Raw genomic sequence first — 21,862 nt, forward strand, 5'->3', positions numbered from 1 at the left:
GCGTCAGCCGGTCTGTGTCAGCTCTTCTTCGTCAGTTCTTCCGGGTGAGGGCGCGCACGCGGCGGACAGCACGTCCGGCGAGGTCCTTCAGCCGGCCGCCGGGCCACTCGCGGTGCAGTTGGACCGTGCCCTGGTCGGTCGCCACGAGGGTGCAGGTGCGGCCCGCGAGGAGCGGGGACCGTCCGGCGCGGGCGAGCACGGCAGGGGAGGCTTCGAGCGGGGTCTCGAAAGTCCACCCCGCATGTCGGACCTTCACGGTCAGCGCTCCTCCGCGGGAGTCGTCGTCGGGACCGAACACCTTGACGGGGTCGATCGCCACGCGGGCGGAGTCGAGCTTGCGGGGAAGTCGACCTCCGAGACGGCGCTCGGCACCGGTGTCGCGGTCGCGGAGGAAGAGGTCAACCCGGTCGTTGCGCAGCTCGCGGTTGGCGACCACGAGGTTCTCCGGGAGTCCCTCGGTCGTCGAGGCCGGGAGCGAGATGAGTCGCGTCACCTTCTTGGGGCGTGCGGATCCGGACTCGGCGTCCGTCGACTCTTCGACCGCGGATTCGAAGACGAACGCGTCCTGGCCGCTCCTCGTGAGGGTCACGCGGATCGTGAAGTGCAGACCGCCACCGCGAGACCAGTGCACCTCGGTCACGACGGCGCGACAGGTGATCTCGGATTCGAAACGCGCGAGCTCCAACAGGTCGTCACGTCGCCCGGCGCGCAGCAGAGCGGCGCGGATCCGATGCGGGAATCCCAGGCCGGCATCGACGCCGGGTCCGAAATGCTCCTGCGTCAGGGGCGTGACCACATCGAGCAGGCGTTCACGGTAGTCGTCGGGGTACCTGGCCATCTGTCGGCCCGAGAGCCGCTTGAGGATCTTGCCTCGGAACCAGTGCCGCAGAAGGCGATCGCGCAGCTTTCCCGGCTCGGTGTGCGCTTCGACGAGGTCGAGCACCGTTTCGAGATGCGGGAAGTACGACTCCGGGTCGATGCGCGAAGAGCTCGCGCTGCCCGGCTCCTTGACCCAGGCGTAGCACGGCTCGCTCGCCAGGACCGAGATCCTCGACGCCGCGAAGTACGCCTGCATCACGAAGAGATGGTCTTCCAGCCGCACCTTGCCCTCGGGGAAGCGGATGCCGTTGGCCCGAAGGAAAGAGGTGCGGAACATCTTGTGCGGCGTCAGCATCTCGAGCAGCGGGTCGGTTCCGAGGACCGCATCCGGGATGTCGTGGCTGAAGATCCGACTCGGAAGGCGGCGGCCGATGCCCACCTCCTTGCCGATGATCACATCGGAGGAGTGCAGGTCGGCGTAGTCGCACAGCTTCTCGAGTGCACGGTCGAACAGATAGTCGTCCTGATCGACGAACTGCACGTAGGTCCCGCGAGCCGCATCGACGCCGTGGTTGCGCGGCATGCCGGGCCACCCGGAGTGCGCCAGCGACAGCACGCGTACGTGGGGGCGGTCGCGGGCGATGTCGGCCAGCCGAGCAGAGGTGGGCTCGCCGGATCCGTCGTCGCACAGAAGCACTTCGAACGACGCAGTGCCAAGACTCTGGCGATCGAGTGACGCGATGAGATCGTCGAACGAGGGGCCAGGTCGCCACACCGGTACGATCACGCTCACACGGATGGTGCCCGCGTCGCTGCTGCTCATCTCCGGTCGATCACTCTGTGACAAACGTCTCACTCCCCCAAGTCGACAACTCCCAGAGCTAACCACGTCTTCCTGTGTGCGTCACCGGGCTTACGCGACGGCCGGGCGTGTGCGCGAGGGCCTCGACTCGGGCTGTCTGTCGCGGGTGAAGCGCCGGCGCGGGTCAGGAGGCGATGCTCGGTGCGCGGTCGCTGTCTGCGCGAGAACCGATCTCCGCCCACACCGAGTCCAGGGAGAGACCCAGCACGTCGGTCACGGCCGCGATCGTCGAGAAGGCAGGCGTGGCCACGCGCCCAGACTCGATCTTCCGCAGCGTCTCGGGGGAGATCCCGGCTTCCAGCGCGACCGACAGCATCGACCGATCTCCGCGCGCCCGACGCAGGACGACACCGAGGCGCTCACCGCGTTCGATGTCTTCGGGGCTGAGGGGGAGGCGGACCATCATGGCGCCTATTCTAATACCGGGATAGTATTACCGGGATTGTTATTGGAATAACGAGGGAACATCGTGATCGAGATACTGAACGCCGACCAGCTCGGTCGTGCACGGGCGGCGGGCGCCCTCGTCGGCGACATCCTCCAGGAGCTGAAAGCTCGCGCCGCGGTCGGTGTGAACCTGCTCGACCTCGACCGATGGGCCCGCGAGCTGATCGAGCGCGCCGGCGCCGAGTCCTGTTACGTCGACTACGCGCCTTCATTCGGCCGCGGACCCTTCGGTCACTACGTCTGTACCGCGGTGAACGACGCGGTGCTGCATGGCATGCCCCACGACTATCGGCTCGTCGACGGCGATCTGCTCACGCTCGACCTGGCCGTCACGCTGCGAGGAGTCGCCGCCGACGCGGCCATCAGCTTCGTGGTCGGCGGGAATCCTGCCGCCGAAGACCTGGCGATGATCGCGACGACCGAGCGCGCGCTCGCCGCCGCCATCGCCGTCGCGCGTCCCGGAGTGCGTATCGGCGACCTCTCCCATGCGATCGGAGCTGTCCTGAGTGCTGCCGGTTACCCGATCAACCTCGAGTTCGGCGGGCACGGCATCGGATCGACCATGCACCAGGATCCTCACGTCGCGAACGACGGTCGACCGGGCAGGGGATATGTGCTTCGCCCCGGCCTGCTGCTCGCCCTCGAACCCTGGGTCATGGCCGACACGGATGAGCTCCGCACGGATGCCGACGGTTGGACTCTGCGGAGCGCCACCGGATGCCGCACGGCGCACAGTGAGCACACGATCGCCATCACCGAGGGCGGCGCCGAGATCCTGACGCTGCCGTCCCGCTGACCCGGCATTCGGATCCAGAACTCCCACCCCGCGCTCAGGGTTAACGATATATCGTTGAGTATCGTTCACACCTACAGCGGGAGGTCATCATGAGCAACGCATTCCCCTCCAACCCGTTCGGCGGCAGCGGCGGATCCGGCAGCAGCGGCGGATCCGGCGGGTTCTTCGGCGGACCCGGCTTCGGCGCCGGCTCCGGTGGACCGGCATCCGCGATCTTCGAGGCGATGGACCAGCTCCGGAAGTCCTTCGAGTCCCGCCCCTCCGGCGGTTCGCGCATGGCCCGCGGTGACGTCCGTACGGCCGTGCTCTCCCTGCTGGCCGAGAAGCCGATGCACGGCTACCAGATCATCAACGAGATCGCCGAGCGCAGCGGCGGCACGTGGAAGCCGAGCGCCGGTTCCGTGTACCCGACCCTGCAGCTGCTCGCCGACGAAGGGCTGATCGAGGCGGAGGAGCAGAACGGCCGTAAGACCTACTCGCTCACCGAAGCCGGCCGCGCGGTCGCCGACGAGAGCTCGGAGACCCCGGCCCCCTGGGTCTCGTCGAACGGCAAGGATGGTCAGCGCGACAACGCCCGCTTCCACGCTCTGCCGAAGGCGGGCGTCGACCTCGCCGCCGCGGCTGCCCAGGTGGGTCGCAGCGGGTCCGCTGAGCAGGTGCAGCAGACGATCGAGGTCCTCGACGAGGCCCGCCGTAGGCTGTACACGATCCTCGCGCAGGACTGACCGCGCAGTGCGGCATCGAGTGGGGGTCTGCGAAGGGACCACGCGATGACGGATGCTGCGGCACACGGCGTGCACCGCGCCAGGTACCGTCGCATCCTGTCGTTCGCCGGTCGCGAGTTCTTCAAGATCTGGTGGTTCGAACTCGTCCTGCCCCGCTTCGGCATGAGCCGAATCGCGGAGCGGACACGCGGGCAGCGGATGCAGACGTTCGCTCGTCGGTTCCATGTGCTCGCCGTGGAACTCGGCGGACTCATGATCAAGGTGGGACAGTTCATGTCGTCGCGCCTCGACGTGCTGCCGCCGGAGATCACGAAGGAGCTCGAGGGGCTGCAGGACGAGGTTCCGCCCGTGCCCACGCCGGCGATTCGTGCGCTCGCCGAAGCCGAGCTCGGGATCCCGCTCGAACGTGCCTATGCCTGGTTCGATGAGAACCCCGTCGCGGCGGCTTCCCTCGGGCAGGTGCATCGCGCCCGACTGTCGGCGCTCGATGCGGCGGACACCGGGCTCGGCGAGGTCGTCGTGAAGGTCCAGCGACCCGGCATCGACGAGATCGTGGCGGTCGACCTCGCGGCGCTCCGCCGGGTCGCGCGCTGGCTGACGCGCGTGCGCATCGTCGCCGACCGGGTGGATGCGCCCGCGCTCGTGGAGGAGTTCGCCGCGACCAGCCTCGAGGAGATCGACTACCTGCATGAGGCCGCGAGCGCGGAACGCTTCCGCGAGAACTTCGCCGACGATCCCCGCGTCGACACCCCGGAGATCGTCTGGGAGCGCTCGACCCGTCGGGTGCTGACTCTCTCGGATGTCACGGCCATCAAGATCAACGACATCGAGGCCCTCCGCGCCGCAGGAATCGATCCGTCCGAGGTCGCCGCGGTGTTCGCCGAGGTCATGTTCGATCAGGTGTTCACGCACAGTTTCGTGCATGCCGACCCCCACCCCGGCAACATCTTCGTCACGCCTTCGCCGGTGGTCGAGGGCGGCACGGGGCGCGGTTTCCGCCTCACGTTCATCGACTTCGGCATGATGGCCGAGATCCCCGCGAGCCTCCGCGACGGATTGCGCACGCTCCTGATCGCGGTGGCCGGCCGAGACAGTCGTGGCCTCGTCGCCGCCGCGCAGGAGATCGGCGTGCTGCTGCCTTCCGCCGACACGGCCGAGCTCGAGCGCGCGCTCACCACGTTGTTCGCCCGTTTCGGCGGCATGGGGTTCGCCGAGTTGAGCAAGGTCGATCCGCGCGAGTTCCGTGATTTCGCCGAGGAGTTCGGCGACATGGTGCGCTCGCTCCCGCTGCAGCTGCCCGAGAACATGCTGCTGCTCATCCGTGCCGTCTCACTGACCTCCGGCATGTGCAGCGGTCTCGATCCCGCGTTCAACGTGTGGGATGCGGCAGAGCCCTACGCCGGCCGTCTGCTTCGCGACGAGAGCGGCAACATCGTGCAGGCCTTCGCGAACCAGGCGATGGGCACGATGTCCACGACCTGGGCGTTGCCCGGCCGCATCGACAAGATCATCACGCGCCTCGACGACGGCAACGTCACCTTCGACACCTCACGACTCGAACGCCGCCTGGACCGGCTCGAGGGCATCGCGCGCCGCATCGGCTCCGGCGTCCTGTTCGCGGCGTTCCTGGTCGGCGGTGCGCTGCTCGTGCCGTCGGTGCCGCCCCTGGGCATCACCCTGGTCTGCGTCTCCGCCCTCCCGCTGCTGCACTCGCTGTTCGGCGGGCGCCGCTCGCGCTAGCGGCGACGCGCCCGAAAACCCAGAGCAGACATCGTCCGCCCGGCGCGTCGCTGCCCGACGCGCCGCGGTTCGCGCGGACCCTCTGGGTTTCGGCCCCGACACGGTCGCGCACCTCGCATGACAAAATGGACTCTCATGGACACTCCTGACGAGAAGCCCGACGAACGCTCCGCAGGATCGAACCCTCCGCGTCCGCGCACGGACACAGTCGGAACCGGTGCCAACCGCCTCCCGGCCAAGGCTTCGGAGACTGCCCGCAAGATCGTCCGCGACATCACGACCGTCCCGCCGCGCAGCGTGCACCCGGCGCTCGTTCCCGGTGTCTCGGTCGAGGAGACGGGGCGCACCTACCGCACCGACCCGCTCGTCTTCGGTGTCGCCGCCGCGTTCGCCCTCGGCTTCATCGCCTGGGGTGTGTTCGCGGGCGACAACCTCGCCGGCACCACGAGCACGGTCCTCGCCTGGGTGGTGGAGTACTTCGGCTTCTTCTTCACGACGATCGCCACGATCATCCTCGTGTTCATGCTGTTCGTCGGCTTCAGCAAGTACGGGCGCATCCCGCTCGGCCGTGACGACGAGGAGCCCGAGTTCTCGATGTTCTCGTGGATCTCCATGCTCTTCGCGGCCGGCATGGGCATCGGCCTGGTGTTCTGGGGTGCCGCTGAGCCGCTGACGTTCTTCGAGAACCCGCCGCCCGGCACCGTCGAGGCGAACACCCTCGAGGCCATGCACACCGCGCAGACCCAGGTGCTCTATCACTGGGGTCCGCAGGCCTGGGCGTTCTACGCGCTCGTCGGTGGAGCCATCGCGTACGGCGCCTACCGCCGCGGCCGCACGCCGCTGATCTCCTCGATCTTCGCTCCGCTGCTCGGCGAGAACCGCACCACGGGTCCGGTAGGCCGCACGATCGACATCTTCTCCATCATCGTGACGTTGTTCGGCACGGCAGCCTCCCTCGGACTCGGAGCGCTGCAGATCGGTCACGGTGTCGAGCTCGTCAGCGGCATCGGCCCACTCGGCAACGGCATCCTCATCGCGGTCATCGCGGTGCTCACGGCCTGCTTCATCGCCTCCGCGGTGTCCGGAGTCTCGAAGGGCATCCGCGCACTGTCGAACATCAACGCCGTGGTCGCGATCCTGCTCGCCTTCTTCGTGTTCTTCGTCGGTCCGACGCTGCTGATCCTGAACGTGATCCCGTCGGTCGCCGTGCAGTTCATCGGCGATCTGCCGACCATGATCGGCCGCTCCGCGTCGCAGGGTGAGACCGCGCAGGCCTTCCTGTCGAGCTGGACGATCTTCTACTGGGCATGGTGGATCTCCTGGTCGCCGTTCGTCGGCATGTTCATCGCGAAGATCTCCCGCGGGCGCACGCTCCGTCAGTTCGTGTCGGTCGTCATCGTGGTGCCTTCCGCCATCTCGCTCGTGTGGTTCGCGATCTTCGGCACGACGGCGATCCAGCAGCAGATGGACGGCGCAGGCCTCACCGTCGACCCGCCGGAGGAGGTGCTGTTCGGGGTGCTGGAGAACTTGCCGTTCCCGCTCATCACCAGCATCGTGCTCATCCTCCTCATCGCGATCTTCTTCATCACCGGGGCTGATTCCGCCTCACTCGTCATGGGCACGCTGTCCCAGCAGGGCCGCCCGGAGCCATCGCGGTGGGTCGCGGTGGTGTGGGGAGTGCTGGTCGGCGTGATCGCCGCGGTGCTGCTCGTGAGCGGATCGGAGGGCAGCGGGCTGCAGTCGCTGCAGAACGCGACGATCATCGCGGCGCTGCCGTTCGCGATCATCATGACGTTCATGATGATCGCGTTCATGAAGGACCTGCGGCGGGATCCGCTGATCCTGCGCGACCGGTATGCCCGCGCCGCCGTCCGCCACAGCGTCATGGCCGGGCTCGAGGAGTACGGCGACGACTTCGCCCTCGTGCCTGTCGAGTACGACCACTCGGAGGACGACCTCGCCTGGATCGACGAGGACACCGTCGACGACACGTTGGCCGAGGTGTATGAGGCCGCGACCGAGGCGATCGACATCATCCCTCCCGCGGAAGTGGATGCCGTTGTCGATGCCGCGTTGGAAGACGGTCCGAACGACCCGGACCCCGCCCCGCAGCCGCGCGCGGATTGAGGGTACCCCGGCCTCGTCTGCGGGCGTCGGGTCAGGCGTTCACGCGGGATCAGGCGACTTCGCGGTGAAGTCGCCTGATCCGGCGGGTTCGCCTGTCCCGGCGGGTTCGCCTGGGACGGCGGGTTCGCCTGGGACGGCGGGTTCGCCTGGGACGGCGGGGTCGCTGGTCTCCGCGGGGTGGGGCGGCGCCGATGGAGAGGTCTCGAGGTCCTCGGCGGCGGCCGTGATGCGTGCTGCCATGCCCGCGAAGATCGCGCCGTGGAAGGGCAGCACGGCGAGCCAGTAGAGGCGTCCGGTGAGACCGCGCGGGAAGAAGATCGCGCGCTGCTCGTAGCGGGCGCCCTTCGCATCGGGCACGGCACGCAACTCGAGCCATGCCTCTCCCGGCACCTTCATCTCGGCGCGGAGGCGCAGCAGCGATCCGGCATCCGAGGTCTCCACCGCTTCGACGCGCCAGAAGTCGATCGCGTCGCCCACGCGTGCGGCGGTACGGCTGCGGCGCCCGCGGCTGAGGCCTACGCCGCCCACGATGCGGTCCATCCAACCGCGCACCGCCCACAACAGGGGCGAGGAGTACCAGCCGTTCTCTCCGCCGATGCCGAGGATCACGCGCCACAGCTCTGTGGGTGACGCGGTCGTCGTGACCGAACGGGAGTCGGTGAACACGGTGCGTCCCGCCCAGTCGGGATCGCTCGGCAGCGGGTCGCTCGGAGCGCCCGAGACCTCGGAGTCCTGCCAACTGGTCTCGATGGTGTCGCCTCGCACGCGGCCGAGCGCCAGGTCGACCGCGCGCCGATACGGGGTCAGACCGCCTTCGGGCTGGGGGATCAGCTCGTCGATGGCGTGATCCTTCATGATGCACTCGTTCTGCAGCGACGCCACGAGGGGGCGGGCGATCGATCGCGGGACCGGTGTCACGAGATTCACCCAGTGCGAAGCGAGGCCCGGAGTCAGCACGGGGAGGGCGGCGATGGCCCGCTGGCGCAGTCCCGCCTCCACCGCGTAGCCGTTCATCATCTGGCCGTAGCGCAGCACGTCGGGGCCGCCGATATCGACAGCGCGGTTCACGTCGGAATCCACCTGCGCTGCCCCGAGGAGGTAATGCAGCACGTCGCGCACGGCGATGGGCTGGATCCGGTTGCGCACCCATTTCGGCGCCGGCATGTACGGCAGCACGTCGGTGAGGTGGCGGATCATCTCGAACGACGCCGATCCCGATCCGATCACGACGCCCGCCTGCAGCACGAGTGTCGGCACTCCCGAGTCCAGGAAGATCTCGCCGACCCGCACACGCGAGCGCAGATGCGGGGAGAGCTGTGCATCATCCGGATGCAGACCGCCGAGGTAGACGATCCGCCGCACACCCGCTCGCGCAGCCGCCTCTGCCACCGTCTGCGCCGCGCGCTCGTCGCTCTCCTCGAAGCCCTTGCCGGCCGACATCGAGTGGATCAGGTAGTAGACGACGTCGACGTCGTCCATGGCCGCGGCGACGGCATCCGCATCATCCGCCGACCCCTCGACGATCTCGCAGTCGGCGCCCCACGGGAACGACGCAGCCCGCGCCGCGTCCCGCGCCAGCACACGCACGCGGTATCCGGCGTTCAGCAGCCGCGGAGTCAGTCGACCGCCGATGTAGCCGGTCGCCCCGAGCACCAGAGCACGCGGGGGAGTCCCGTCGTCGCGGGGGATGGCGCGCAGAGCCTCTTCACGACCGGTGGGCTGGGTGAGTTCGGACATGGCACGAGCGTAGGCCCGAGGATGCGCGCGCGGAAACGGGGTTGCGGCCTGCGTCGGGGATGAGTAGAGCTGCGACGCCGGGAGCACTGTCGGGGGCACATGCGTGATCGTGTCGGTCGCGGCCTGCTGTGCACCGTACGATCGTAGACATGGCCTCCATCGAATCGATTCGACGACCTGTGCCCGACCAGGCATCCCGCCGCGCGCGCATCGCCGTCTCCGCGCTCTTCCTGACCAATGGGGCGCTGTTCGCGAACATCCTCCCGCGGTACCCGGAGATCAAGTCCGCTCTGGGGCTGGACAACCTCGGGTACGGATTCGCGATCGCGGCATTCCCCGCCGGAGCCATCGCCGCCGGCCTTCTGGCCGCAGTACTCATCCGTCGGTTCGGTTCCGCTCGCATCGCCGTGATCGGCACCGTGTTGACGAGCTTGGGTCTGTTGTCGGCGGCCCTCGCTCCGTCGGGCCTGCTGTTCGCGGTCGCCCTGTTCCTCGGCGGAGCGTCCGACGCGATCACCGATGTCGCCCAGAACGCCCACGGCCTGCGGGTGCAGCGTCGCTACGGGCGGTCGATCATCAACGGCTTCCACGCCATCTGGTCCATCGGCGCGGTGCTGGGTGGGGCGATGGCTGCAGTGGCGATCGCGCTGGAGCTGCCGCTGGCCGTGCACCTGGGCATCTCGACGGCCGTGTTCGCCACGGTCGCGCTCGTCGCCCTGCGCTTCTGCCTCCCTGGCCGTGACGACGAGGTCGACGAGGAGGCCGCGGCCGAGCCGGCCGAGCTCGCCGGAACACTCCGCCGCGGAGTGACGCCGCGCACCGTCATCGCGATCATCGCCCTGACTCTCATCGCCATGGCCGGCGCCGTCGCCGAGGATGCGGGCAACTCCTGGGCGACTCTGTATCTCGCCGACTCGCTCGGAGCCGCTGCGGCGATCGCTCCTCTCGGTTTCATCGCCCTGGTCGGTGCGCAGTTCATCGGTCGGATCATCGGCGATCCGCTCACGGACCGCTTCGGACAGAGGTGGGTCGCGCGGGTCGGCGGCGCCATCGCGGCGGTCGGCATGACGCTGGCGCTCGCGTATCCGTCGGTGCCCGGCACGATCCTGGGGTTCGCGGCCGTCGGCTTCGGCATCGCCACGCTCATCCCCGCGGCGATGCATGCCGCGGACGAACTGCCGGGACTGCGGCCGGGGGTCGGGCTCACGGTCGTGTCGTGGCTGCTGCGCCTCGGGTTCCTGCTGTCTCCGCCGTTCGTGGGGTACATCGCCGAGAACGAGAGCTTGCGGGCGGGGCTCCTCGTCGCGCCGGTGGCCGCCCTCGTCGCCGTGGTGCTGGCGGGCTTCCTCGAGAAGCGGCGTCCTCGCGTCTGAGTCCGGCACGGGGTGCTGCGGCTGGGGTGCCGGTGTGCCCTTGCGTTCCGCGGGTTCCGGATGGCGGAAGAAAACACGGATGCCGGGCGGTCTTCCTGCGATTCCTCATGCATTCGTGATTTCCTCCGACAGGTGACGCCGGCGTGAGGCGCGATGCAGAGTGAGCTATATGAGGTGAGCAGTGACGTACTGCAACTCTAGGGTTGCGCATGGAGTCGAGAGGTGCAACTCTGGAGTTGCAGTCGGCTGATCCGGCCGGCGGGACATGCAGGAAATCCCGAAAGGACCCATCATGGTGAACATGACCCACAACGAGGCATCCGTCGTCGACGAGGAGACATTCTCGGTGCGGCGGAGCATCCAGATCGCGGCACCCGTCGACAAGGTGTGGCGAGCCGTGGCAGAGCCGCAGCACATTTCGCGCTGGTTCGGGCGCACGGTGCTCGAGGGCAGCGGCGTCGGAGCGATCGGCACGATGACGTTCCCCGACTACGACGTGATCCCCCTCCGGGTCGAGGAGTTCGACGAGCCGCGGCGCATCACGTACCGATGGAACAATGACGATGCCCTCGGCGCGCTGCCGGACAGCATCGACGAGTCGACCTCGACCGTCTTCACCTTCACGCTCGAGGAGGCGGATGGCGGCACGCGGCTCACGGTCGTCGAGAGCGGGTTCGAGCGCACCTCCGACCCCAGGGCCAACCTCGAGTCGCACCGTACCGGCTGGGATCTGGAGCTCGACAAGATGGTCGCGCTCGTGGAAGGCGAAGCGTGACGACCGAGACACTGCTTCCCGTGTTCGCGGCACTCGCGGACGAGACGCGCTGGAGCATCCTGACGGCACTCGGCGAGGGGGATGCCTCGGCATCCGCCCTCGCCGGGCGCCTTCCGGTGTCCCGTCAGGCGATCGCCAAGCACCTCGCCGTGCTGCAGGAGGTGGGACTCGTCGAGCCGGTTCGGGTGGGGCGCGAGGTGCGCTTCCGCGTCGTCGGTGCCGAGCTCTCCGCGACGGCCGCGAAGCTCGACGTGATCGGACGCGAGTGGGACCGCCGCCTCGCTGCGATCAAGGAGATCGCGGAAGGGCTGTAGCGCGGGGGTCACTCCGCCGCGTGGGGGCCCTTCTCGTCCCGGATGACATTCCGGAGCTCCTGGTCGAGGTCGGATGCCTCTTCTATCGACGCGGTCATACCGGCGAGGAACCGTGTGACCACGGCCCGCTCCTGGTCGGAGAGCTCGTCGACCAGGGTGAGCATGCGGCGATGCATGGCACCGAGGGTGGCCCTGACCTCCTCGTCGCTGCTCACGCTCGGAACCACGACTCCGGCGCGGCGGTCCGTCGGATGCGCCTCGCGACGGACGTGTCCGCCCTTCTCGAGGCGGTCGATGAGAGTGGTCGTCGAAGCGGTGGAGATGTCGAGCATCCTGGCGATGTCGATCGGACGGACGATGCGGCCCGCGCGCTGCTCGCGCAGCAGGAAGCGCAGCGCCATCAGGTCGGTCTCGTTCATGCCCATCGAAGCGCGGGTGCGCGCACGCATCGCGGTCTCGGCCGCGCGGTAACGCCGCAGCATGTTCAGGACATCGACGGTGCTGGCGCTCTCGGCGTCGGGGTACCAGTACCCCGAGCGTGCGTACTCCTGGGGCTCGGTCATCAGGCCACCGCCTCTCCGTCTGCCACGGGAGAGGACTCCCGCGTCAGCATCTCGATCGCACCTGTCGCGACCCCGGCGGGGACGATCAGGAGGAAGCCGCCCGTGATCGCGTCGTTCTCGGCCACGATGATCTGCTCGATCCGATCGCGCGGGACGGTGGGGAACTGTCGTTCCAGGCGCTCGAGGAGAGCGGCGTAGTCGATGTACTTCTCGTCATCGAGTGCGGATCGCTCGACCATGACGTCCTTTCTTGCGGTGTATCCATCCTCTCACCCGTGCGACAGTGTGATGCACGCGGGATTTTGCTAGTCAGACAGATAAAAAGACTTCCGAGCTAAGATGGGTTTCGGAATCGATGAGGGGTGTGATGGGGAACAGTCTGGGGGTCATGGCGTCTCGGCTCGACCGCGACGTCGATGAACTGCTGCGCGTGGAGGCGCGGCTCGCGCGGCGCCTCGTGGCGGGGCGCCAGCCCAACGAGACCGACCGATCGGCCCTTCGCTTCATCGCAGCGGCCCCGGTCGATGCGCCCGTGACTCCGAGTGATCTCGCCGCTCACCTGGGGGTCAGTACTGCGGCGATCACCTCCGTGATCAGGCGTCTGTCCGATCGCGCTCAGATCGTGGTGACGGCGCATCCGGACGACAGGCGCTCGAAGGTGATCCGTCCTTCACTCCGCGACATCAACTCGCCCGCGGACGAGGTCTCGCGGCGGGTGGCGCGGGTGGAAGAGGAGTTCACCTCCGCCGAGCTTGCCGTGATCTCGAGGTTCCTGCGGCGGCTCACGGCGGAGATCGATGCGATCGAATAGTCTCGTTTGCCATTTAGCTAGCTAAACTAGTAATCTAATTCCTGTACAAAACGCACAGGAATGAGGGACTCATGGGCCAGCTCAGTTACGCCGGGGAATCGCAGATCGTGGAGATCGACGATGCGACACTCGCCCACCTTCGACTCGTCACCGTGACCAAGCTCCGCCGAGGAGAATCGTTCCCGCTCACCCTGCGCACGTCGCGATCGGGCACGGAGACGCTGTGGATGCACGCCTCGATTCCCGTGCGCTTCGCCGTCGCGGAGGAGATCGAGCTTCAGCGCCCGCTGCTGGTCAAGATGATGGCCGCAGCGAGCTCTGCGCACGGTCTGGACCTGACGGACATGGAGCTGGCGCCGCTCCTCTCTCCGGCGCCTGCGATGCACGCGGTCGCCTGATAACTCGCCTCCGCCGCCGACGTGCTCCTGGGCAAGGCGTGCGCGACGACGGCCGAGGCTCGCAGCGACGACATCGGGGGGTGTCTGCGTCGCTGCTGATGGCATCCGACCACCGGGAATCGGGTCCCGGGGTCGGATGCCATTCGTTCAGAGGGCGGTGTAGCCGCCGTCGACCAGATGGTAGCTGCCGGTGATGAAGCTCGCGGCGTCACTGGCGAGGAACGCGATGAGGTTCGCGACCTCGTCGGCCTGCCCCAGGCGTCCGATCGGGTGCTTCGACACGAGGAAGTCCTTCGCCTCGGGTCCCATGTTCGCGAGCAGCGGGGTGTCGATGAACCCGGGGCCTACGGAATTCACGCGCACGCCCTGTGCCGAGTACTCGAGTGCCGCCGACTTGGTCATGCCGACGACGCCGTGCTTGGCGGTGACGTAGGCGGGGGAGTTGGCGAACCCGACGCTGCCGAGGATCGACGCGATGTTCACGACCGACCCGCCGCCGTTCGCGAGGATCGAGGGGATCTGCGCCTTCATGTTGCGGAAGACCGCGTTGAGGTTGATCGCGATGACCTTGTCCCAGGCCTCGTCCTCGTACTCGGCCGTCGGAGCGGACGCTCCGCCGATGCCGGCGTTGTTGACGCCGATGCGCAGCGGGGCGAGCGAGTTCGCCAGCTCGATGGAAGAAGAGATCCACGAGGCATCGGTCGCGTCGCCGACCGATGCCTCGGCGGTTCCACCGGCGGCGCGGATCTCCTCGACGACCGCGTTCGCGTGATCCTTGTTCAGGTCGTTGACCACGACGGATGCGCCGTTCTTCGCCAGCAGGAGGGCGGTCGAGCGACCGATTCCGCTGCCTGCTCCCGTCACGATCGCCGAGCGGTTCGAGACGTCGTACTGAGCCACGAGGGACTCCACTTCCGGGCGGGCACGGTGCCGGGAGATCTTCTCGGACGGTCCGTCCTTCACTCCAGCCTACGCCTGAAACGCGGAGGTGGATTCACATGAATGGACTAGTCGCGCCCGGATTCCGCTCCCGGTGTCCAGATCGGATCAAGACTGATCGCCGCGGAGATACGGGTGCTGATCGACCCCAGCTGTCGCGCCTGCGCGGCGGTGAGCGTGTCGAAGACGAGACGCTGCACCAGCCCTATTCCGATGGGGTCGCTGCGGCGGTCGAGGCTGTGGCGCAGGTGCAGGATCTGTCACCGGACGCCATGAAGCAGGTCATCATCGGCAAGAACCGCACCACTCTGCTGGAGCGGTTCCTCGACCCGACCGAGGTGGCCGACCTGGTCGCCTACCTCGCGAGCCCCCGCGCGTCGGCCACGAACGGGGCGGCTGTGCGCGCGGACGGCGGGGTGCTCACGTCGATGCTGTGACCAGTCGAGGGGGCGATCGATGCCGCCGCGCCGCTTGGTCCGCGATGAGAGGTGGATTCACGCGGGGGATGCGTGCGGCAGTGAGCGTGCGAATGCGGAGATGTCGTCGGCGAGCAAGGCCGGCTCCTCGTGCGGCGCGAAATGGCCCCCGCGTGGCATCCGGGAGTAGCGGACGAGGTTGTACGTGCGTTCGACCCAGCTCCGCGGCGGCGACGCCAGGTCGTGCGGGAACAGGGCGACGGCGGTCGGCGCCTCCACCCGTTCTATGCGTGAGGTCAATCCCGCGGCGTGCTCGTAGTAGGGGCGGAACGACGTGCCGGTCGAGTTCGTGAACCAGTACACGGACGCCAGTGTCAGCAGGTAGTCGTCGCTGAAGCGGGAGGAGACGTCGCCGCCGCAGTCGCTCCAGGATCGATGCTTCTCCAGGATCCACGACAGCAATCCGACAGGGGAGTCCGAGACAGCTGGCGCCAGTGTGAGCGGCCGCGTCTGCTGCTGATGCTGATATCCGCCTTCGGACGCCGACCACTCCTGTACCCGGTCGAGGTGAGCCTGCTCTTCGGCGGTGATCGACTCCTCGTCCACGTGTGCGGGAGCGGCTGTGGACAGCAAGTGGATGCCGACCACCTCGTCGGGGTATGCCTGCGCGAGACGAGAGGTGATCCCCGCTCCCAGGTCGCCGCCGTGCGCGAGGTATCGGGGGAAGGCGAGATGATCCGTCATCAGCAGGTGCCACAGGTCGTGCGTCTCAACGCCGAGTCGGGGGCGTTGCGGTGAGAACGGCAGTCCGGGAAGCGCGGGCACGATCACCGTGGCGGCGTGGGCAGTATCGCCCGCGAAACGCGACGGCGTCGCGAGGCGCCGAGCAACATCCACGAGTTCGAGTGCTGTGCTCGGCCAGCCGTTCGTGAGCAGAACGGGAACCCCGGTCGCTCCCTGCTCGGCATCGAAGCTGAGATAAGCGACAGGCGTCCCGTCGATGTCTGCCTGCCGCCAGGGCAGCTCCTCGATCTGTTGTTGCTGCGCGCGCCAGTCGAAGCGGTTCAGCCACACGTCGACGAGCCGGCGAAGCTCCGCCTGCTCGGTGCCCGCCTCCCAGCCCTCCACGGGCCACGGCTCGGCCCAGCGCGCGTTGCGCAGCCGCCGGCGCAGATCCTCGAGGTCATGCTCGCCGACGTCGAGGAGGGAGTGCCGGGACAAGGGAGACCTCTTCCTGGACGGCGTGGGCTGTGATGCGACGCTATCGCGGGGCACCGACACCGAGGCGCGATTCACGAATCCTCCTTGACACACCCGCCGCACAGGCATAACGTACAACCAAATGGTTGCACAAAGGGAACTGAGCGAAGCGGAGGTCGACCGTGTCTTCCACGCACTGGCGACGTCGACCCGGCGCGACATCCTGCGCCGGACGATCGAGCGGGAGCAGTCGGTCTCGACCCTCGCCTCCGAATACGAGATGTCGTTCGCCGCGGTGCAGAAGCACGTCGCCGTGCTCGAAGCCGCGAACCTCATCGTCAAGCGCGCCGAGGGACGCGAGCGGCTCGTCCGCGCGAACCCCCAGATGATCGCCCGCGCCAGGGCGCTCCTCGCCCGCTACGAAGAGCTGTGGCGGTCGCGCATCGCCCGGCTCGACGATCTGCTGGCCGAGACTCCTCGGTCCAACTCGTCCGACAACAGCGACAGCACGAACACCGAACAAGGAGACTGAACATGCCTGTCACCGACGTCATCACCGATGCCGACAACCTGACCATGACCGTGGTCGCCGACTTCGCCGCCCCGATCGAGCGGGTGTGGAGCGCCTACTCCGACCCGCGGCAGCTCGAGCGCTTCTGGGGCCCTCCCGGATGGCCGGCCACCTTCACCGCGTGGGACCACACCGTCGGCGGTCGTGCGCAGTACTCGATGAACGGTCCGCGCGGGGAGAAGTCGTCCGGGTCGTGGGAGTTCATCTCGATCGATGCGCCGAACGCGTTCGAGGTCATCGACTCGTTCGTCGACGAGAACGGCACACCGCTCGACGGCTTCCCCGCCCAGCGGATGACCTTCGCCTTCGAGTCCACCGCCGACGGCACCCGCATGACCACAACGAGCCACTTCGACTCGGTCGACGCCCTCGAGCAGGTCGTCGAGATGGGTCAGGTCGAGGGGATCAAGATGGCCATGGCGCAGCTCGACGCCGTGCTGCAGGATCTCCGCGACTATGCGCAGGGCAAGGGCACGCGGCTGGAACTGCTCGACGACACGCACGTGCGCATCACCCGGCTGGTCGATGGACCGCGCGAGCTGGTGTGGCGCGCGCACTTCGAGCCCGAGCTCATCCGCAAGTGGATGCTCGGACCCGACGGGTGGGAGATGACGGAGTGCGTCGCCGCCACCGAGGTCGGCCAGTCGTACCGGAACTCGTGGGCGCCGGTCGGCGACACCGAGGGGCAGCCGTTCGGGTTCGAGGGGGAGGCGCTGCTGATCGATGCTCCGCGCCGCGCAGTGACCACCGAGCGGATGCAGGGCCTGCCGACCGAGACCCTCAACGATCTGAACCTGTATGAGGAGGACGGCGCGACCCTCGTCACGCTGCTCATCGAGTACCCGGACAAGGAGACGCGCGACATGATCCTCGCCACCGGCATGGTGGACGGCATGGAGTCGTCGTTCGCCCGCCTGGAGCGGGAGCTGCTCGCCGTCTGAGTGTGAACAACTCCTCAGGACCGGCCGGACCCCCGGCGGTCCGGCCGGTTCTCCGGCTCTCGGCGCACTGTTCTTGAGGAGTTGTTCACGCGCCGCCTGCCGCACCCGACGCGGAGTCGGCAGGCGGAACCCGATGAGGCGGGATAGGGTGGCGTCACGATGAGGATCACGCGCCGCACTCTGCTCCTCGGCGCCGGAGCCGGTGTCGCTTCGGTGCTGCTCGTCTCCTGCACCCCCGAACCTGCGCCCACGCCCACCCCGACGCGCACGCGTGAGCCGGAGCCTCCGCCCGGGGTTCCCGCCGCGGCAGGGAGCGTGCGCAGCACCTGGACAACGGACCCGTACTCTCTCGGCGCCGTCAGCTTCACCCCGGTCGGTGTGCTGTCCGATACCCGCTCCGCCTTGGCGCGACCCGTCGGCAAGCGGCTGTTCTTCGCGGGCGAGGCGACCGACGTCGACGCTCCCGGCACGGTGCGCGGAGCCATCGCCTCGGGCACCCGCGCCGCCGAAGAAGTCATGGTCCCGGCGACCTCGGGCGAACGCATCGCCGTGGTGGGCGCAGGACTCGCCGGCGCGACGGTCGCCGCGCTCCTCGCCGAGGGCGGCATGGAGGTAACGGTCTTCGAGGCACGAGACCGTGTCGGCGGGAGGATCCACTCGCGCCTCGACGACTCCTGGCCCGTACCGGCGCAGCTCGGGGCCTGGCTTTTCAACGCGGACGACAGCGAGGTGCTCGATCGCCTGAGCAGCGGGGAGGTCGGGATCGTCGATCTCTCCGGCGAACTCTGGCGTGGAGCCGATGGCGACATCGACCCGGTCGACCCGCAGCCTTTCGACGCCGCGATCACGACGGCCCAGGCTGCTCCCGAAGACACCTCCGTGGCCGACGCGCTGACCGCCGCGGGTATCGACCCTGCTGACCCCGCGACCGCCGCATTGCTCGCGATCCTCGCCGCCCGCACCGGAGCCGGCGCCGACGAACTCTCGAGCTGGTTCGCGCCGCCGTTGCCCACAGGAGACCCGAAGGCGGCGACGGGCGACCTCACGCCGTTCATCGAGAAGACGCTCGACGGCGTCACCGTCGGCCTCAACTCGCCCGTCGCGAGACTGGCGTACGACGACTCGGGGGTGAGCGTGCGTCTCGGTACCGGGGAGGCGCTGTCGTTCGACCGGGTCGTCGTCACCGTGCCGCTCGGGGTGCTGCAGGACCGGAGCATCGAGTTCGACCCGCCCCTGCCCTTCTCCAACCGCGGCGCGGTCTCCGCTCTCGGCATGGGCGCGATCGAGACGGTGTGGCTGCGCTGGGACGAGGCGTTCTGGGACAGCGAGGAGGCGATCTGGCACTCTGTCGGTGCCGACGTGGCGATCCCGACCTGGATCAACCTGCGACCCGCGACCGGGGAGAACGTGCTCGTGGGGATCGTGGGCGGAGCGGCTGCCGCCGACTTCGCGCAGCTCGACGAGGACGAGGCCATCGAAGCCGCCCTCGCCTCGCTCTCCCTCTACGTCTGACCGACGCGCTCGTCTATCGAGGCCTGCACGACCGTCGGAGTCTCCGCGCTCTGCTCGCCCTCCCTGCGCAGCGTTCGCGGCAGCGGCATGCGGCTGATGAGCACGAGCACCGAGGCGACCAGGGCGAACGTCGCGAGGGCGATCGCGGACGACACGAGGAACTCCAGCGGTCCGCTCACCTGTCGCGGGTCGAGGAAGTAGTAGGGGTACCAACCGATCAGTGGCCCACGGATCATCGTGAACACGCCCCAGAGCACGGGATAGGCGAGCGTCGCCGGCACCACCCGCCACGGGACGGAACGGTGCCCGGGGGCGAGCGCCCATGCCGCCACCGTCACTGCGGGCAGCCAGAAGTGGAGCACCTGATCCGACCACGGGACGTCGATGCGGATACCGCGGACTCCGGCCTGCCAGACGAGGATGGCGAACACGAGTCCAGCCGTGATCGTCCAGGTCAGCACGAGAGCCAGCGCGACCGTGAGCCAGCGCGGATCGCGTGCCGTGCGCAGGGCGATCACGCCCGCGATGCTCAACAGCACCACGAACGCGATGTTCGACTGGTTGGTCAGATAGGCGAAGAAGTTCTGGCTGGCGATGGTGTTCGACGCCAGGCCCCAGGCGAGTCGATGGATGAGCGCCACGAGGCAGACGGCGGCGGCGCCGAGGCGGAGCAGGCCGAAGACGGTGCGGGCCTTCACCGCTGCGTCACCACCCATTCCGTCATCCGCCGAGTCTACGGACCGCTCCTCGGAGGAGCCGCCGTGCCGCAGCGGGCGCCCTCACCCGCGACGGTCGCTCAGCGCCGCGGCTCCCGGGTCGACCACAGCGCCAGAGCGACGAGCACGGGCTGGAAGAACAGTCTGACGAAGCGCTTCATGTCGGTGTCGAGACCGAATCCGTCGCGGTGGTGCATCCACTGCGCCACGTTGCCGGGGAACACGGCGACGAAGAACATGGCGGCGATCGTGCCGACGGTGCGCCGACGGCGGCGTGCCAGCAGCAGAGCGGAACCGAGCGCGACCTCGGCCACGCCGGAGGCCAGCACCGTGGTGTCGGGGTCGAGGGGCAGCGACTCCGGCACCTGCGCCTGGAACTCCTCGCGCGCCACCGTGAGGTGGGAGACGCCGGCGAAGACGAGCGATGCGCCGAGGAAGATACGGCCGATGGTGCGGGCAGGAGTCGACATGGTGCGAGTGTACGCCTCCGCCACTGCGCTCAGATCAGCCGACGGAGTGCCTCTTCGAGCGAGACGCCCTGAGCCTCTGCACGGTCTCGCAGCCTCGCGTGCTCGTCGGACGACAGCGGGATGCGCAGCTCGATCGGGTCGTCCTCCGGCGCATCCAGCCCGTCGAGGAGATCGGAGGCCTCGGCCCACAGGGTCTCTGCGCCGGGCGCCGGTGTTGTGGGAGTGGAAGCCGGAGCCGAGGGGGCGGACGCGGCGACCGCAGCTGAGGCGGCGACCGCAGCTCCGGCATCCGTCGCCATCGTGAAGCCCGGTCCTCGCCGCGGTTCCTGCTTGGCCTGGTACGCCTTCGCTGCCGCGTTCGCCCGCTCGTCGGCGGCCTCGTTCAGGGGGTGACCTGCGTGGCCCTTGACCCAGGAGAACTCGACGTCACGGCCGCGGATGGCTTCGTCGATGCCCTCCAGCAGGTCGCGGTTCAGCACCGGTCCGCCGTCGGACTTGCGCCAGCCCTTGCGCTTCCACCCCGGCATCCACTTGGTCACGGAGTCGATCACGTACCGGCTGTCGCACTCGATCAGCAGCTTCTCGTCGGTGCCGGCCGTCGCGCGCAGCAGTTCCAGCACGGCGCGCAGCTCGCCCTGGTTGTTGGTGCCGTGCGGCGAACCGCCGGCCGCCCAGTTCGCGTCGTCGATGTACCAGGCCCAGCCGTTGGGGCCGGGGTTGCCCAGGGCGGAGCCGTCTGCGGCGGCGGTGATCGTCATCCTCCAACCGTAACGGTGGGGGACGACGCGGAATTCACCGCCGGACCACCATCGGGGTACCGGTGACCGGATCGGGTGTCACCACCGCGTCGATGCCGAAGACGTCGCCGATGCGCTCTGCCGTGATGAGTTCGGACGGGGTGCCGGTGGCGATCACGTGCCCCTCCTTCATGAGCACGAGGTTGTCCGCATACCGAGCCGCCTGGTTGAGGTCGTGCAGCACCGCGATGACGGTCTTGCCCTGCGTGTTGAGGTCCCGCAGCAGATCGAGCAGCTCGTACTGGTGCGCGATGTCGAGGAAGGTCGTCGGCTCGTCGAGCAGCATCACCGGTGTCTGCTGGGCGAGCAGGAGCGCGACCCAGACGCGTTGCCGCTGCCCACCGGACAGCTGGTCCACGTAGCGCTCGGCGAGGTCGGTGGTGTTGGTCGCGGCGAGAGCCTCGCGCGTGGCGGTGTCATCGGTGGACGTCCACCGCTGCAGTGCGGAGTGGTGCGGATACCTGCCGCGCGAGACCAGGTCGGCGACGCGCATCCCCTCGGGGGCGATGGCGTCCTGCGGCAGGAGTCCCATCCTGCGGGCGAGCTCCTTGGAGCCGTACTCGCCGAGCGCGCGTCCGTCGAACAGCACGTCGCCTGATTCGGGCTTCAGCACCCGGGCGAGGGCGCGCAGCACGGTGGACTTGCCCGAGGCGTTCGGCCCGAGGATCACGGTGAACGACCCCTCCGGCAGCGCCAGATCGACGCCGTCGACGACGACCTTGCCGTCGTAGGCGACGACGAGTCCACGGGCTTCGAGTGCCGGGTGCGGCGTGGTCATTGTTCCTCCGGGTGTTCGAATCGCCCGAATGGTTC

General features: G+C 68.5%; 24 protein-coding genes. 13 read left to right on the plus strand and 11 right to left on the minus strand.

Going from position 1 to position 21,862, the window contains the following annotated elements; all coding sequences use genetic code 11:
- Nucleotides 1–31: 31 nt before the first annotated feature.
- Nucleotides 32–1,642: a glycosyltransferase family A protein gene (locus tag FFS56_RS05660; RefSeq protein ID WP_127011594.1), complete on the minus strand. Its 1,611-nt coding sequence runs from the start codon at nt 1,640–1,642 to the stop codon at nt 32–34.
- A 163-nt stretch (nt 1,643–1,805) separates the two neighbouring features.
- Nucleotides 1,806–2,084, minus strand: coding sequence for a helix-turn-helix transcriptional regulator (locus tag FFS56_RS05665; protein ID WP_046746988.1), 279 nt, complete (start codon nt 2,082–2,084; stop codon nt 1,806–1,808).
- A 66-nt stretch (nt 2,085–2,150) separates the two neighbouring features.
- Between FFS56_RS05665 and map the strand changes: the two genes are divergently transcribed.
- The 4 genes from map to FFS56_RS05685 all read left to right on the plus strand — a co-directional run bounded on the left by map (nt 2,151) and on the right by FFS56_RS05685 (nt 7,516).
- A complete protein-coding gene (gene map, locus FFS56_RS05670; protein WP_127011595.1) occupies nt 2,151–2,924 on the plus strand; it encodes a type I methionyl aminopeptidase in 774 nt (257 codons plus the stop codon).
- An 89-nt stretch (nt 2,925–3,013) separates the two neighbouring features.
- Complete coding sequence (locus FFS56_RS05675; protein WP_171010932.1) at nt 3,014–3,649, plus strand: PadR family transcriptional regulator; 636 nt, start codon at nt 3,014–3,016, stop codon at nt 3,647–3,649.
- Between the two features lie 45 nt (nt 3,650–3,694).
- Nucleotides 3,695–5,389 (plus strand): AarF/UbiB family protein, encoded by a 1,695-nt coding sequence (locus FFS56_RS05680; protein WP_061016773.1) that lies wholly within the window; start codon nt 3,695–3,697, stop codon nt 5,387–5,389.
- A gap of 135 nt (nt 5,390–5,524) precedes the next feature.
- The gene (locus tag FFS56_RS05685) at nt 5,525–7,516 is read left to right on the plus strand and encodes a BCCT family transporter (protein ID WP_046746950.1); all 1,992 of its coding nucleotides are present in this window, start codon (nt 5,525–5,527) and stop codon (nt 7,514–7,516) included.
- Between the two features lie 39 nt (nt 7,517–7,555).
- On the opposite strand, the gene FFS56_RS05690 is transcribed toward FFS56_RS05685, so the two are convergent.
- Complete coding sequence (locus FFS56_RS05690) at nt 7,556–9,253, minus strand: SDR family oxidoreductase (RefSeq protein WP_046746949.1); 1,698 nt, start codon at nt 9,251–9,253, stop codon at nt 7,556–7,558.
- 149 nt (nt 9,254–9,402) lie between these two features.
- Here FFS56_RS05690 and FFS56_RS05695 point away from each other — a divergent pair, with 149 nt between their 5' ends.
- The 3 genes from FFS56_RS05695 to FFS56_RS05705 all read left to right on the plus strand — a co-directional run bounded on the left by FFS56_RS05695 (nt 9,403) and on the right by FFS56_RS05705 (nt 11,715).
- Nucleotides 9,403–10,626 carry an MFS transporter gene (locus tag FFS56_RS05695; protein WP_046746948.1) on the plus strand — a complete coding sequence of 408 codons (1,224 nt, stop codon included), beginning with the start codon at nt 9,403–9,405 and terminating at the stop codon, nt 10,624–10,626.
- A 292-nt stretch (nt 10,627–10,918) separates the two neighbouring features.
- Nucleotides 10,919–11,401 (plus strand): SRPBCC domain-containing protein, encoded by a 483-nt coding sequence (locus FFS56_RS05700; RefSeq protein ID WP_046746947.1) that lies wholly within the window; start codon nt 10,919–10,921, stop codon nt 11,399–11,401.
- On the plus strand, nt 11,398–11,715 hold the full coding sequence (locus FFS56_RS05705) for a metalloregulator ArsR/SmtB family transcription factor (protein WP_045262318.1): 318 nt from the start codon (nt 11,398–11,400) through the stop codon (nt 11,713–11,715). Before FFS56_RS05700 ends, FFS56_RS05705 begins: the two co-directional genes overlap by 4 nt.
- An 8-nt stretch (nt 11,716–11,723) precedes the next feature.
- On the opposite strand, the gene FFS56_RS05710 is transcribed toward FFS56_RS05705, so the two are convergent.
- Nucleotides 11,724–12,278: a MarR family transcriptional regulator gene (locus FFS56_RS05710; RefSeq protein ID WP_046746946.1), complete on the minus strand. Its 555-nt coding sequence runs from the start codon at nt 12,276–12,278 to the stop codon at nt 11,724–11,726.
- Entirely contained in the window at nt 12,278–12,517 is a 240-nt protein-coding gene (locus FFS56_RS05715; RefSeq protein ID WP_058632740.1) for a hypothetical protein, read from the minus strand. The genes FFS56_RS05710 and FFS56_RS05715 overlap by 1 nt, the downstream gene beginning before the upstream one ends.
- Nucleotides 12,518–12,666: 149 nt before the next feature.
- Between FFS56_RS05715 and FFS56_RS05720 the strand changes: the two genes are divergently transcribed.
- On the plus strand, nt 12,667–13,089 hold the full coding sequence (locus FFS56_RS05720) for a MarR family transcriptional regulator (protein WP_227751321.1): 423 nt from the start codon (nt 12,667–12,669) through the stop codon (nt 13,087–13,089).
- 71 nt (nt 13,090–13,160) lie between these two features.
- Nucleotides 13,161–13,487 (plus strand): hypothetical protein, encoded by a 327-nt coding sequence (locus tag FFS56_RS05725; protein ID WP_046746943.1) that lies wholly within the window; start codon nt 13,161–13,163, stop codon nt 13,485–13,487.
- A gap of 147 nt (nt 13,488–13,634) precedes the next feature.
- Here the strand turns inward: FFS56_RS05725 and FFS56_RS05730 are convergent, their stop codons facing one another.
- Entirely contained in the window at nt 13,635–14,387 is a 753-nt protein-coding gene (locus FFS56_RS05730; RefSeq protein ID WP_127011596.1) for an SDR family NAD(P)-dependent oxidoreductase, read from the minus strand.
- Nucleotides 14,388–14,485: 98 nt separating this feature from the next.
- Between FFS56_RS05730 and FFS56_RS20975 the strand changes: the two genes are divergently transcribed.
- Nucleotides 14,486–14,863: an SDR family oxidoreductase gene (locus FFS56_RS20975; RefSeq protein ID WP_127011597.1), complete on the plus strand. Its 378-nt coding sequence runs from the start codon at nt 14,486–14,488 to the stop codon at nt 14,861–14,863.
- 57 nt (nt 14,864–14,920) lie between these two features.
- Here FFS56_RS20975 and FFS56_RS05740 read toward each other — a convergent pair whose 3' ends face one another.
- On the minus strand, nt 14,921–16,063 hold the full coding sequence (locus FFS56_RS05740) for an epoxide hydrolase family protein (protein WP_233437368.1): 1,143 nt from the start codon (nt 16,061–16,063) through the stop codon (nt 14,921–14,923).
- 121 nt (nt 16,064–16,184) lie between these two features.
- Between FFS56_RS05740 and FFS56_RS05745 the strand changes: the two genes are divergently transcribed.
- The 3 genes from FFS56_RS05745 to FFS56_RS05755 all read left to right on the plus strand — a co-directional run bounded on the left by FFS56_RS05745 (nt 16,185) and on the right by FFS56_RS05755 (nt 19,066).
- Nucleotides 16,185–16,574, plus strand: coding sequence for a helix-turn-helix domain-containing protein (locus FFS56_RS05745; RefSeq protein WP_113680289.1), 390 nt, complete (start codon nt 16,185–16,187; stop codon nt 16,572–16,574).
- A 2-nt stretch (nt 16,575–16,576) separates the two neighbouring features.
- On the plus strand, nt 16,577–17,554 hold the full coding sequence (locus FFS56_RS05750; protein WP_127011621.1) for an SRPBCC family protein: 978 nt from the start codon (nt 16,577–16,579) through the stop codon (nt 17,552–17,554).
- Between the two features lie 159 nt (nt 17,555–17,713).
- Nucleotides 17,714–19,066, plus strand: coding sequence for an NAD(P)/FAD-dependent oxidoreductase (locus FFS56_RS05755; protein WP_046746939.1), 1,353 nt, complete (start codon nt 17,714–17,716; stop codon nt 19,064–19,066).
- Here the strand turns inward: FFS56_RS05755 and FFS56_RS05760 are convergent.
- The 4 genes from FFS56_RS05760 to FFS56_RS05775 all read right to left on the minus strand — a co-directional run bounded on the left by FFS56_RS05760 (nt 19,057) and on the right by FFS56_RS05775 (nt 21,827).
- The gene (locus tag FFS56_RS05760) at nt 19,057–19,782 is read right to left on the minus strand and encodes a Pr6Pr family membrane protein (RefSeq protein WP_127011622.1); all 726 of its coding nucleotides are present in this window, start codon (nt 19,780–19,782) and stop codon (nt 19,057–19,059) included. The genes FFS56_RS05755 and FFS56_RS05760 overlap by 10 nt on opposite strands.
- Nucleotides 19,783–19,862: 80 nt before the next feature.
- Complete coding sequence (locus FFS56_RS05765) at nt 19,863–20,252, minus strand: MauE/DoxX family redox-associated membrane protein (protein ID WP_137771804.1); 390 nt, start codon at nt 20,250–20,252, stop codon at nt 19,863–19,865.
- 29 nt (nt 20,253–20,281) lie between these two features.
- Nucleotides 20,282–21,010: a ribonuclease H gene (locus FFS56_RS05770; RefSeq protein WP_127011623.1), complete on the minus strand. Its 729-nt coding sequence runs from the start codon at nt 21,008–21,010 to the stop codon at nt 20,282–20,284.
- 34 nt (nt 21,011–21,044) lie between these two features.
- On the minus strand, nt 21,045–21,827 hold the full coding sequence (locus FFS56_RS05775; protein ID WP_127011624.1) for an ABC transporter ATP-binding protein: 783 nt from the start codon (nt 21,825–21,827) through the stop codon (nt 21,045–21,047).
- Nucleotides 21,828–21,862 lie beyond the last annotated feature (35 nt).

The organism is Microbacterium sp. Beta (assembly GCF_005502545.1).
GTDB lineage: Bacteria > Actinomycetota > Actinomycetes > Actinomycetales > Microbacteriaceae > Microbacterium > Microbacterium oxydans.

What these genes read in the sequence shown, in the direction of transcription:
- FFS56_RS05680 (WP_061016773.1), top strand. Translation starts at nt 3,695, where the DNA reads ATGACGGATGCTGCGGCACACGGCGTGCACCGCGCCAGGTACCGTCGC.
- FFS56_RS05675 (WP_171010932.1), top strand. Translation starts at nt 3,014, where the DNA reads ATGAGCAACGCATTCCCCTCCAACCCGTTCGGCGGCAGCGGCGGATCC.
- FFS56_RS05765 (WP_137771804.1), bottom strand. Translation starts at nt 20,252, where the DNA reads ATGTCGACTCCTGCCCGCACCATCGGCCGTATCTTCCTCGGCGCATCG.
- FFS56_RS05665 (WP_046746988.1), bottom strand. Translation starts at nt 2,084, where the DNA reads ATGGTCCGCCTCCCCCTCAGCCCCGAAGACATCGAACGCGGTGAGCGC.
- FFS56_RS05725 (WP_046746943.1), top strand. Translation starts at nt 13,161, where the DNA reads ATGGGCCAGCTCAGTTACGCCGGGGAATCGCAGATCGTGGAGATCGAC.
- FFS56_RS05750 (WP_127011621.1), top strand. Translation starts at nt 16,577, where the DNA reads ATGCCTGTCACCGACGTCATCACCGATGCCGACAACCTGACCATGACC.
- FFS56_RS20975 (WP_127011597.1), top strand. Translation starts at nt 14,486, where the DNA reads ATGAATGGACTAGTCGCGCCCGGATTCCGCTCCCGGTGTCCAGATCGG.
- FFS56_RS05660 (WP_127011594.1), bottom strand. Translation starts at nt 1,642, where the DNA reads ATGAGCAGCAGCGACGCGGGCACCATCCGTGTGAGCGTGATCGTACCG.
- FFS56_RS05745 (WP_113680289.1), top strand. Translation starts at nt 16,185, where the DNA reads ATGGTTGCACAAAGGGAACTGAGCGAAGCGGAGGTCGACCGTGTCTTC.
- FFS56_RS05685 (WP_046746950.1), top strand. Translation starts at nt 5,525, where the DNA reads ATGGACACTCCTGACGAGAAGCCCGACGAACGCTCCGCAGGATCGAAC.
- FFS56_RS05770 (WP_127011623.1), bottom strand. Translation starts at nt 21,010, where the DNA reads ATGACGATCACCGCCGCCGCAGACGGCTCCGCCCTGGGCAACCCCGGC.
- FFS56_RS05775 (WP_127011624.1), bottom strand. Translation starts at nt 21,827, where the DNA reads ATGACCACGCCGCACCCGGCACTCGAAGCCCGTGGACTCGTCGTCGCC.
- FFS56_RS05700 (WP_046746947.1), top strand. Translation starts at nt 10,919, where the DNA reads ATGGTGAACATGACCCACAACGAGGCATCCGTCGTCGACGAGGAGACA.
- FFS56_RS05710 (WP_046746946.1), bottom strand. Translation starts at nt 12,278, where the DNA reads ATGACCGAGCCCCAGGAGTACGCACGCTCGGGGTACTGGTACCCCGAC.
- FFS56_RS05755 (WP_046746939.1), top strand. Translation starts at nt 17,714, where the DNA reads ATGAGGATCACGCGCCGCACTCTGCTCCTCGGCGCCGGAGCCGGTGTC.
- FFS56_RS05715 (WP_058632740.1), bottom strand. Translation starts at nt 12,517, where the DNA reads ATGGTCGAGCGATCCGCACTCGATGACGAGAAGTACATCGACTACGCC.
- FFS56_RS05760 (WP_127011622.1), bottom strand. Translation starts at nt 19,782, where the DNA reads ATGGGTGGTGACGCAGCGGTGAAGGCCCGCACCGTCTTCGGCCTGCTC.
- FFS56_RS05690 (WP_046746949.1), bottom strand. Translation starts at nt 9,253, where the DNA reads ATGTCCGAACTCACCCAGCCCACCGGTCGTGAAGAGGCTCTGCGCGCC.
- FFS56_RS05695 (WP_046746948.1), top strand. Translation starts at nt 9,403, where the DNA reads ATGGCCTCCATCGAATCGATTCGACGACCTGTGCCCGACCAGGCATCC.
- FFS56_RS05720 (WP_227751321.1), top strand. Translation starts at nt 12,667, where the DNA reads ATGGCGTCTCGGCTCGACCGCGACGTCGATGAACTGCTGCGCGTGGAG.